Annotated in this window: 6 protein-coding genes; 2 read left to right on the top strand and 4 right to left on the bottom strand. The window is 57.2% G+C overall.

Annotation, left to right across the window (positions count from 1 at the left end):
* Positions 1–21 precede the first annotated feature (21 nt).
* Positions 22–2346 (top strand): TonB-dependent receptor, encoded by a 2325-nt coding sequence (locus KSS91_RS04470; protein ID WP_217837175.1) that lies wholly within the window; start codon positions 22–24, stop codon positions 2344–2346.
* 253 nt (positions 2347–2599) lie between these two features.
* Positions 2600–5128, top strand: coding sequence for a PepSY domain-containing protein (locus KSS91_RS04465; protein WP_217837174.1), 2529 nt, complete (start codon positions 2600–2602; stop codon positions 5126–5128).
* Between the two features lie 38 nt (positions 5129–5166).
* Here KSS91_RS04465 and KSS91_RS04460 read toward each other — a convergent pair whose 3' ends face one another.
* The 4 genes from KSS91_RS04460 to KSS91_RS04445 form a co-directional block, all read right to left on the bottom strand.
* On the bottom strand, positions 5167–6066 hold the full coding sequence (locus KSS91_RS04460; protein WP_217837173.1) for a hypothetical protein: 900 nt from the start codon (positions 6064–6066) through the stop codon (positions 5167–5169).
* Positions 6067–6171: 105 nt separating this feature from the next.
* Positions 6172–8418: an alpha-xenorhabdolysin family binary toxin subunit A gene (locus KSS91_RS04455; RefSeq protein ID WP_217837172.1), complete on the bottom strand. Its 2247-nt coding sequence runs from the start codon at positions 8416–8418 to the stop codon at positions 6172–6174.
* Positions 8419–8703: 285 nt separating this feature from the next.
* Positions 8704–10293: an alkaline phosphatase D family protein gene (locus KSS91_RS04450; protein WP_217837171.1), complete on the bottom strand. Its 1590-nt coding sequence runs from the start codon at positions 10291–10293 to the stop codon at positions 8704–8706.
* 94 nt (positions 10294–10387) lie between these two features.
* Entirely contained in the window at positions 10388–12127 is a 1740-nt protein-coding gene (locus tag KSS91_RS04445; protein ID WP_217837170.1) for a PTS fructose-like transporter subunit IIB, read from the bottom strand.
* Positions 12128–12138 lie beyond the last annotated feature (11 nt).

Below are 12138 nucleotides of genomic sequence, written 5' to 3'. Positions count from 1 at the left end.
TCCTTGGGGAGGGGAATTCAAATGTCGCGTCAACAACCACAAGTACCGGTCAGTTCACCACGTCTGCTCGCATCGGCCATCGGCATGGCGATTACTGCCGGCTCTGCGGGCCACATGGTTTTCGCGGCGGAGAAAACCGACGGAAAAGCACCGGACAATGTGATTTCGCTGGGCGCCACCGCCATCACCGGCGAAGCCCAGGACGAGACAAGCTACAACGTAGAGAAAGCCTCCTCGCCCAAGTACACCGCGCCGCTGATCGACACGCCGCGCTCGGTGACCGTTGTTCCGCAACAAGTCTTGAAAGACACCGGTTCGCTCAACCTACAGGACGCGCTGCGCACAGTTCCAGGCATCACCTTCGGTGCCGGTGAAGGCGGTAACCCGCAAGGCGACCGTCCGTTCATCCGCGGCTTCGACGCCCAGGGCGACACCTATCTGGACGGCGTGCGCGATACCGGCTCCCAGAGCCGCGAGATCTTCGCCGTTGAATCGATTGAAGTCAGCAAAGGCCCGAACTCCGCGATCGGCGGCCGTGGCGCAGCGGGCGGCAGCATCAACCTGGTCAGCAAGAAAGCGCACCTGGGCGATTCGCTCGATGGTGGTTTCACCTGGGGTTCCGACCAGACCCAGCGTTACACCTTCGACGGCAACTACCAGTTCACCGACACCGCCGCAGGCCGTCTGAACCTGCTGAGCCACGAGAGCAATGTCGCCGGGCGTGACAGTGTCGACTACGACCGCTGGGGTGTTGCACCGTCCCTGGCCTTCGGCCTGGGTACGGACACTCGCGTCAACCTCGACTATTACCACCTCGAAAGCAACGACACGCCGGATTCGGGCATTCCGTATTCGATCCCGGCCGGTGGCGCGGGTGCGCGTACCAAAGCCAATCCGGACAAGCCGAATGACGGCGGCGACAGCAGCAACTTCTATGGCCTGAACGACCGCGACTTCCGCAAGACCCGCGTCGATACGGCGACCTTCGCCATCGAGCACGACCTGAGCGACGCGCTGACCATCAAGAACACCCTGCGTCACGGCACCAGCATGCAGGACTACATCCTGACCCAGCCGGACGACAGTAAAGGCAACGTCAACAATGGCACCGTCTGGCGCCGCGCGAACACCCGCGTGAGCAACACCGAGACCACCACCAACCAGACCGACCTGTTTGGTGATGTCTACATCGCCGGTTTCAAGAACAGCTTCTCCACCGGTGTCGAGTACACCCATGAGGAAAACCAAAAGTCCTCGTACAACGTCAACACGGACACCACCCCGGGAACAACCCCGGTAACCACCAACTGTTCGCCGGCCCTGATCGGCGCGCCAAGTGGCTACAACTGCACCTCGCTGTCCAATCCGAACCCGAATGATCCGTGGAACGGCGCCATCTCGCGTAACTACGCCGGCACCGACACCAAGGCCGACACTTACGCACTGTATGTGTTCGACACCCTGACGTTGTCCGAGCAGTGGCTGGTGAACATGGGCCTGCGCTACGACCATTTCGACACCAGCTACAAAACCTTCAACGGTTCCAGCGTGACCACGTCCAAGGGCGATGACATCAGCGAATTCGTCACCGGTCAGTTCGGCGTGGTGTACAAACCTGCGGAAAACGGCAGCATCTATGCGTCCTACGCGACGTCCGCCACGCCACCGGGCAACACCCTGGGCGAAGGTTCGGAGGGCAACCCGTTGGGTGGCACACCGGATCGCAACGGCAACCTGCTGAAAAGCGACATGGAGCCGGAAACCACCAAGAACTACGAAATTGGTACCAAGTGGGACCTGTTGAACGATCGTCTGTCCGTGACCGCCGATATCTTCCGCACCGAGAAAGACAACGCTCGGGTGCAAACCAACACCACCACTTATGAGAACGCCGGTAAAACCCGCGTTCAAGGTGTCGAACTGTCGGCCAGCGGCAAGCTCACCGACAAATGGCAGGTCTTCGCCGGTTACGCCTACATGGACAGTGAACAAATCGATGGCGGTGATATGCCGGCAAACAAAGCCAACGACGGTAATGAACTGCCGAACACGCCGAAAAACAGCGCCAGCCTGTGGACGACCTATCAGGTCACGCCGAAGCTGACCATCGGCGGCGGTGCGTTCTATGTCGATGACGTGTTCGGCAACGTGGCCAACACCACCATGGTTGACTCCTACGTTCGTTACGACGCGATGGCAGCCTACAAGCTGAGCAAAAACGTCGACCTGCAACTGAACGTGCAGAACCTGACGGACGAAACCTACTACGACAAGGCGTTCTCGACTCACTTCGCCAACCAGGCGGCCGGTCGCACCGCGTTGCTGAGCACCAACTTCCACTTCTGATTGCCACTCACACTGCAATCCCTGTGGGAGCGAGCTTGCTCGCGATGACGTCGCCACATTCAACATTTATGTTGGCCGACACACCGCTATCGCGAGCAAGCTCGCTCCCACAGGAGAGGGTGAAAGCTGAAATCAGACCCGGCCCCGTTCATCCAGATGAACGGGGCTTTTGCGCGTAAAAAAATGCTTCTCGACAACCCCACGGCATAATGCGCGCCGTGATGAATCAACTTGAACGAACAAGGCGAGTGACGTGTTGAAGAAAACCCTGTTCCAGTTGCACTGGTTTTTCGGCATCAGCGCCGGGCTGGTCCTGGCCCTGATGGGCATTACCGGGGCGGCGGTGTCGTTTCAGGATGAAATCCTGAGCACACTCAACCCTTCTGTATTGCAGGTCGAAAAACAGCTCGCCGGTGTGCTGCCGCCTGCCGAACTGGTGGAGCACATCGAAGCCGCTTCGGGCAAAAAAGTCTCGATGCTCACCGTGGAAACCGACAGCGGCAACGCCGCCAAAGTGTGGTTCACCCCGCCGCCGGGTGAACGCCGTGGCGAGATGCGCTACTTCGACCCGTACACCGCCGAATTCCTCGGCGACGCCAGCGGCAAGGATTTCTTCGGCCTGATGCTGCAACTGCACCGCTTCCTCGCCATGGGCGACACGGGTCGGCAGATCACCGGCGCGTGCACGTTGATCCTGGTGTTCTTCTGCCTGTCCGGCCTGTACCTGCGCTGGCCTCGCCAGTGGAGAAGCTGGCGCGCCTGGCTGACCCTGGACTGGAAGAAAAAGGGTCGCAGCTTCAACTGGGACCTGCACTCGGTGGCCGGCACCTGGTGCCTGGTGTTTTACCTCCTGGCAGCGCTGACCGGGTTGTCCTGGTCCTACGAGTGGTACAACAAGGGCCTGACCCGGTTGCTCTCCGACTCACCGCAGAACGAACGCGTTCGCGGCGGACGTGGCCCTGCGCCGCAAGGTCCGGCACCAACAGCCGATTATGCGGCAATGTGGAGCAGTATCTACAGCGCTGCCGGCCCGCAACTCAGTTCCTATAACGTGCGCATGCCGCCAGTGGCCGGCCAGCCAGCGACCGTTTACTTCCTGCTGAAAACCTCGCCCCACGACCGGGCGCTGAACCAGATCACCCTCGACCCGGCCACGGGCGTGGTCAAACGGGTTGACCGCTATAGCGACAAGAGCCTCAAGGCGCAACTGCTGACCAGCATCTATGCACTGCACGTCGGCAGTTACTTCGGCATCGTCGGGCGCATCATCCTGACCCTTACGGCGCTGAGCATGCCGCTGTTCTTCGTCACCGGCTGGATGCTGTACCTGGATCGTCGCCGCAAAAAAAGACAGATCAAGGATGCGCGCAAAGACCTCGTGCAAACCGCCAGCGATGTGCCAGCGTGGCTGATCGGCTTCGCCAGCCAAAGTGGTTTTGCCGAGCAGCTGGCGTGGCAGACTGCCGGCCAATTGCAGGCCGCCGGATTAGCGGTGAAGGTGCAGCCACTGGCAAATGTCAGCGAACAGGATTTGCGTGATTCCAGTAATGCGCTGTTCGTGGTCAGCACCTTCGGCGACGGCGATGCACCGGACAGTGCTCGCGGTTTCGAGCGCAAGGTACTGGGTAAGACTTCGACGCTCGACAGCCTGAATTACGCCGTGCTCGGTCTCGGTGATCGTCAATATCAACACTTTTGCGGGTTCGCCAAACGCCTGCATCAGTGGCTGAGCGAACACGGCGGCAAGACGTTGTTCGCGCCAGTGGAAGTCGACAGTGGTGATCCCTACGCCCTGCGCCACTGGCAAACCCAGCTCGGTCTGCTCACCGGGCAGGCACCGGTCGATACCTGGCAGGCACCGAGCTACGACAACTGGACACTGGTGCGTCGCGAATTGATGAACCCTGACAGCAGCGGTTCGCCGGTTTATCTGTTGGGCCTGATTGCTCCGAACACAAGCAGTTGGCTGGCCGGCGATCTCGTCGAAGTGCTGCCGCGCAACTGCCCGTGGGCCATCGAACACTTCCTCGACGGCCTCGGTATTCGTGGCGAGACCACAGTGAAAATCAACGGCCTCGAAGAGCCGCTTGAAGTAGCGCTGGCCTCGCGTCAACTGCCGGAACACCGCGCGCATCTGGTGGGCCTGCATGCTCAATCATTGGTCGATGCAATGGTGCCTTTGGCTGTGCGTGAATACTCGATCGCCTCAATTGCAGCAGACGGCGTTCTAGAGCTGATCGTGCGCCAGGAGCGGCATGCCGATGGCAGTCTCGGCATTGGTTCCGGCTGGTTAACCGAACATACGCCGGTGGGTGGCAGCATCAGCCTGAGGGTACGGCGCAACAGCGGGTTCCATTTGCCAAACGAGCCGGTGCCGATGATTCTGCTGGGTAACGGCACGGGTCTGGCCGGGTTACGCAGTTTGCTCAAGGCGCGGATTGCTGACGGTCAACAGCGTCAGTGGCTGCTGTTTGGCGAGCGAAATCGTGAGCACGATTTCCTCTGCCGCGCGGAACTGGAAGAATGGTTGATCAACGGTGATCTGGCGCGTCTCGACCTGGCCTTCTCGCGGGATCAGGCCGAGAAGATCTACGTGCAGGATCGCTTGAAGGAGTCGGCCGAGGAACTGAAAAAATGGCTGGCAGAGGGTGCGGTGATTTACATCTGCGGCAGTATGCATGGGATGGCCAGCGGGGTTGATCAAGTGTTGCAGGAAGTCCTGGGAACAGCGCAGGTAGAAACGCTTATCGAACAAAACCGTTATCGCCGCGACGTCTATTGAGTGCAGCCGGATCTCATCCGGCTACAACTCCACGTTGCTCATTGTTCTTCAACAGCATATTTACCTTTATGGCGCATGAAGTCTGACCACTCCTGCAACCTGTCTATCCGCAGTTGCAGTGGGTTCAGCAAGCTGGCAACCAGGTTCAGCACCAAGAGCACTGTCGAATACGTCGAGGAAGCTGTTATTGAGGAAAGCCTGTCAATCATCACCGTCAATAACAGCTGAATCCTGTTCAGAAAATTGCCGAAGTTGAATAGTGCGGAAGCGGAGGACGCGTATATGCCTGTCAAACGATACAGCTCCAGCGTTTGCGGTTCAGGATTTCCTCTGTACGGCCTCCTGAAATCGAAGGGGGAGGTCCCGGAACCCGAAGGAGGCTTTTGCGGTGAGTAGCCATACGCCTCTATTTTTTGTTTTCTTGCTGCAACGATGCGGTAGAACATTGGATGAATCCCTCGCTCCATCGAGGAGACATTCAATCTGTACCGTTCAACTGTTTTCAGGTTGGTGCGGCACTGCTCAATGAAATGGCTCACGACTCCGGAAACGTTGTAAAAGCTGCAAATGGCAAGGTGAGGTTGGTGGAAGTCGAAAGGAGCGCACCCCAAAGTATCAACAGCCACCCGTCGATAACGCGTCACGCCTGGCTTGGCCTCAATGAAAACCTGCCGAAGATCTCGGGCTTGATCGACGCAGGCAAGCACTCCCGCCCTTACCGACTCCACATCATCCACCAAGGACTGAAATCTGGAGAGATCGGCGTCAGCCTCTTCACTCAACTTCTGCGCATAGGCACTTAGCACCTTTGATGTCTCAGGGGTGGAGTGAGTGATGAAATCCCTGTGGAGCACCTCGTTCAAGAACAATTTGTATGCGCGCAACGAAATAAAATCATCTTCCTGAAAAAACAGGACATCCCTGCTCTCGTCGCTCATAGGCGCCTCCTGTGAATATTCAATCCCGAGTAATAGAATCATTAAATAACCGTGCATCGAGTGGCTCGACGCACGGCCATTCAAGGGCGGTATGAAACGTAATACTTACAGATAAGAAAGCTGATTCAGGTAACCGACAAAACCATTGGCGGTAGAGAAAAATTCTGAAATCTGCTTACTCAAGGGCATAGCCTGATGAGCCTTCATCGAGTTCAAGAAACTCGACACTGTTTTGTCGATCTTTTCGAACTCTGTCACGTAGAGCTTGCGCTGCTCATTCATCTCGCCAAATACTTCGATCAGCTTGATCTTGTCGGCAGTGATTCGTGCGCTGCGCTTTTCGGCAGCGATTTGCGCCTGCACCTCCAAAGTTTTATCACGAAGTATCTGATTCTGTTTTACCATCAAGACAAAGGAAACACTCTTAACTGCGCCCTCCAGGTCCTGTTTCACTTTTTCGATCGCAGCCAGCACAAGATCAACCTGAGATGGCTTTGCACCAAGCTTCTTGACCGCTTCAACACTCAGTTCGATATTTTTGGTAATACCGGAAATTCCGAGTTTATTGAGTTCATCCACAGCTTCGTTGATGATTGCACGTTTTTTTTCAAGATCAGTCAGGCTGGAATCCAAACGTTCCAGTACGACTTCACGCTCTGAAACGTCATTAATCAACGAGGCTTTGAATCCCTGCACGGTCGTCTCGTCGTAGTCTGCGTTGATATTCTTGAGGCTCTCACTCAACGAGTTGGAGACTTCACTGACGGATGCCTGTGCCTCATTCAACAACACTGCCTGCTCGCCATGAATTTCATCGACCTCTTCGGAACCTTCTTGCAGCTCTTCATCGAGCGACATCAACTGTCCAAGCGTGGATTTAAGTAAGAATTCGGTTTTCAGAGCCTTTTCCCTGACCACATTGGAGCAGCTCGAAATGTCGACCGAAAGTGTTTTAAATTTTTCGCTCAAGTCCGGAAGATAATCAGTCTTCATAAACAACAACTTTGCTTCCACTGCAATGTTACGCAGCTTCGAACTGCTGCCCTGCAAGACATCGGTTTGCACGCCAGGGTACATATCACTTTGCATTAAAGACCTCCTTGATCTTTTTCCTTGAAAACCGTACTCCCTCATGTATTCCATTTCCGCCTCGCGGAATAATTCAACAAGTTCATCCGCGCTGTCGTGGATTGCGCGCCATGGCGCAGCGACCAAACGAAATTGAGTAATGAAGCCTAGCAAGCGAACGCCGCCTTCGATCTTCGAGATCGCTTTTCCGGAGCTTTCGAGGTAGGTATGGAGCACATTCCAGGTATGAACCACGTTATTTGTCGCCACTTCAGCATCCAGAGCAACCGTCTGCATATCCTGCATGTCACCTCTGATTCGTGCGATCGAGCCCAGGGTCTTGGACTTGCTCTCAAGGCTATTGATGGCCGCTGCCTGGAGGCGGCTCAGATCATTGCGCCGGGATCGAACACTTTCAGCTTCGACTCCGATATAGATGGCAACCCCCAACCCTATGGGCGAAAGTGTGCTCGCCGACTCAAGCGATTTCATTACCAGCGCCTTGTACTCTTTATTCAACTCATCAATCTGATTAGCGCGTTCCTTGATCTCGTTATTCAAACTCTCGATATCCGCCGCGTACGTATTGCTCTCGAGAGCCAGCGCCAGCAACTTGATCGTGGGAATGACATCGTTAGTCAGTTGTCGACTAAACGTATTTAGATCGATTTTGATTTCAACGGCCGTCTGCAGATGCTCCTTGACCTGTTCGAATATCAGATCCAGAACATCCCCCAGGTCCGGGATGGTGTCCTCTTCCAACGCAAGATCCGGGAACGGTTTGCCTTCTTTCACTTCCCAGTCACGCAACTCCTTGTAGTTGGTGATTTTGTGCGTGCCCAGCGACTTTGCCAGCTTGATTTCAGCGAAAACTTCCTCGACCGAAGTAAGGTATACCTCCATGCTCAAAGCAAACACTTTCAAGTGGGTTCCCGTCAGCATGATGCGAGAGCGCAGGGGGGACCACAAACTGGCATGCGAGTTTATCTTCGTAAAAGATGCGAGAAAGTCTTCCGTTGTGAAGCCCTTGCCACCGTCTTCGTCGCCAAAGTTCAGATAGGTCGCAAGGGATCGCTCGTTGGTCGGAAGTGCCAGCCCTACGGCTTCGTACTTTCGCAGGGAAATGATTTGGGCTTTGGTCAGTATCAAACCGTTTGGGCGAGTAATGTCATTCGTGCCCCCGGTCGACAAAGACATTAGTGATTGGGGGACAACGGCTGCAAGATCTGCAATTTCTTCGTGATTTTTGCCTTCCAGGCTCTTTTCCCACAATATAGCGGACATAGCGACTCCTTTCTAAAATTTGACTCTTAACCAGACCATTTAACTTTCATAGCCTGCTTATCGCCATAAAATTGAGAAAAGAAAGTAAGCAACCCGCCAATGTCGATCAAGCGATTAAATATATGAAAATATGATAGCTAGAAAACCGGGATAAAACCCCAGCAAAAAAAACACCAAACTCAGCGACTAACGAGAGTCACTGAAACTTCAATCAACATCTACACACCAATACCCAGAGCCATGCATTTGACAGTAATGACAAATAAAACCCCGCAACTTCCAGTATCAGCTTTTTGTGCAAAAATCATTTCCCACATAGCGAGCAACTGCCGAGTCACACGGTGACAGTTTTTGCTCGAATACCGACACGCCATCCAGATCGCGCAACACCACGTTCAACTCCCCCGTCTGTCCATCGATATTCACCTCGCCGAAAAACTGAAATCCGGCAAGCGGCGAGGCGTTATGCACAGGGGAGGCCTTCTCGAATACCACTTCAGGGCCAAAGGTCATATCCAGCGAGTCAGGCCCGAAACTGCCCGCATTCAACGGCCCGGCAATAAACTCCCAGAACGGTTCAAAGTCCTGGAACGCTGCCCGATCCGGGTGGTAATGATGGGCCGCGCAGTAATGCACATCCGCCGTCAGAAACAGGAAATTGCGCACCTGCTGCGCCCGCAGGAAACCGAGCAATTCGGCGATTTCCAGTTCGCGACCCCGGGCAGGTCCAGGGTCGCCGTTGGCCACCGCTTCCCACCGCGTGACACCGGGGCTGACTTCACCGTCAGGCGCGCCAAGGCCGATGGACATGTCAGTAGCGATCACTTTCCATTGCGCGTTCGAGGCCTGCATTTCGCGCTTGAGCCAGTCCAGTTGCTCACGCCCGAGAAACGGCCTGGCTTCGCCAAGGTTGTCGTCGTTGGCCCCGCGATAACTGCGCATGTCCAGCACGAACACATCCAGCAGCGGCCCGTAACCGAGCTTGCGATAGATCCGCCCGCCACTCTCGGCACTCTGCAAGCGCATCGGCGCGTATTCGAGCCAGGCTTGACGCGCGCGGTCCACCAGGCTGTGGATATCTTTGCTCTGATATCGTGCATCCGGCTTTTTGCCCGGCGACCAGTTGTTCATCACTTCGTGGTCGTCCCACTGCCAGATCTGCGGGACCTCGGCATTGAAGTGGCGAATGTTTTCGTCCATCAGGTTGTAGCGGTAATTGCCGCGATACTCATCGAGGGTCTCGGCGACTTTGCTCTTGGCCTCGGTGGTGATGTTGCGCCACACCCGGCCGCCTTCCGCGCTGAGCTGCGCCGGGATCGGGTTGTCGGCGTAAATGGTATCGCCGCTGTGGATAAAGAAGTCGGGCAGGCGCCGGCGCATCGACTCGTAGATGCGCATGCCGCCAATGTCCGGGTTGATACCGAAGCCCTGGCCGGCCGTGTCGCCACTCCAGAGAAACCGGATGTCGCGCCGGGTCTGCGGCACGCTGCGCAAGTGACCGAACCAGGGTTCACTGGCAACACCGCTCTGGGCGTCTTCAAATTGCACTCGATAGAAAATCGCCTGGTCGGCGGGTAGCCCGGTGAGTTCGACCCGGGCAGTGAAATCGGTGCGCGCATCAGCCAGGGGCGAGACAAATCGCCGAGGGTCGGGAAACAGGCTGCGGGTGTCCCACTCCACCACCATCCGTGCGGGGCGGTCGCAGCGACTCCAGATGATCGCCCGGTCACCCAGCAGATCGCCGGACTGCACGCCGTCGGTGAGTTGCGGTCGCTCCTTGACCGAAGCGATCACCGCCGGCGCCAGCCCCGGCAACAACAACCCGGCGCCGACCGCTTGCACGACACGACGGCGCCCGAGGTTGAAATCGCTCATGGTGTTCTCCCTGAAATGGAAAACCAATGCATGGCCCTATGACCCTGACATGACACAAATCCTTCCCACACCCTACCACCCACAGTTATTGGTGTCAGGCCTTGGCCGGCTCCAGTGCCAGCTCCACCGTCTCCGGCCGCTTCACCAACGCATACACCACCGCCGTCAACAGGCTCCCCGCGACAATCGCCAGCAGATACAACAGCGCATGGTTGATCGCATTCGGGATCGCCAGCACGAACAAACCGCCGTGGGGCGCCATCAGTTTGCAGCCGAAATACATCGACAGCGCACCGGTCAGTGCACCGCCGGCGATACTCGCCGGAATCACCCGCAACGGATCTTTTGCGGCAAACGGAATCGCCCCTTCGGAGATGAAGCATAGCCCCAGCACCAGCGCCGCTTTGCCGGCTTCGCGTTCAGTCTGCGCAAACTTGCGTCGGGCAATGAACGTGGCGATGCCCAGGCCAATCGGCGGCACCATGCCGGCGGCCATGGTCGCTGCCATCGGCGCGTAACTCTGCGATGCCAGCAAGCCGACCGAGAAGGCATAGGCCGCTTTATTGATCGGCCCGCCGAGGTCGACACACATCATGCCGCCCAGCAGCACACCGAGCAGGATCGCGTTGGTGGTGCCCATGCTGTCGAGGAAGTGCGTGAGTCCGGCGAGCATCCCGGCCACCGGTTTGCCAACCACGTAGATCATCACCAGACCAGTGAACAGACTCGCCAGCAACGGAATGATCAGGATCGGTTTCAATGCCTCAAGGCTCTGGGGTAAACGCGCGTATTTATTGATCGCCCTGGCCGCATAACCGGCGAGGAAACCGGCAATAATCCCGCCAATGAAACCGGCACCCAGGGTGCTCGCCAGCAATCCGCCGATCATCCCCGGCGCGAGGCCGGGACGGTCGGCGATGGAATAGGCGATATAGCCTGCCAGCAACGGCACCATCAGCTTGAATGCAGTGTCGCCACCGATCTGCATCAACGCCGCCGCCAACGTGCCCTCTTCCTTGAACGCGGTGATGCCGAACACGAACGACAAGGCGATCAGCAAGCCGCCGGCGACCACCATCGGCAACATGAACGACACGCCGGTCAGCAGGTGTTTGTAAATGCCGGTTTTTTCCTGTTTCACCGTTGTATTGGCAGCGCTTGATGCGCTTTCCTGCTGGCCTTCGGCCAAGGCTTTTTTCAAGGTTGCTTCGGCTTGCTTGAGGGCAATGCCGGTGCCACAGCGATAGATCTTCTTGCCGGCGAAACGCTCGGTGGCGACTTCGATATCGGCCGCCAGCAGCACCACATCGGCCTCGGCAATCGCCGCTGCGCTCAATGGATTGCGCGCACCGACCGAGCCCTGGGTTTCCACCTGCAGGTCATAGCCCAGGCGCTTGGCCGCTTGCTGCAAGGCTTCGGCGGCCATAAACGTGTGAGCGACGCCCGTCGGGCACGCGGTGACGGCCACCAGGCGCGGCGCGTGTTGGGCAACAGCCACTGGCTCGATGACCGCTTCAGAAGCGGCGTAAACCTGCGCTTCCCGGGCACCACGTTGCAGCACGGCTTCCACGTCTTGCAGGGCCTGGGCCGGGGTGCTCTGGAACACTCGCTTGCCGACAAACCGCGCCATGTCCACGGGCGCGCTGGTCACCAGCAGCACCCACTCGGCCGCGTCGAGGGTGGCCGCCGACAATTGCTTTTCCGGATGTGCGACATCGGTGATTTCGACACTGGTGCTCCAGCCCTGACGCTGGGCCGCGGCATCGAGCAACCGGGCACACAGCACACTGGTGACCATGCCGTTCGGGCAGGCCGTAATGATGGCTAACTTCATGACAAACCCTC

Origin of the sequence: Pseudomonas azerbaijanorientalis, from assembly GCF_019139795.1 — a bacterium.
Classification (GTDB): Bacteria; Pseudomonadota; Gammaproteobacteria; order Pseudomonadales; family Pseudomonadaceae; genus Aquipseudomonas; species Aquipseudomonas laurylsulfatiphila.
Note: the sequence above shows the minus strand (reverse complement) of the source record. Positions and strands in the feature narration are given on the sequence as shown.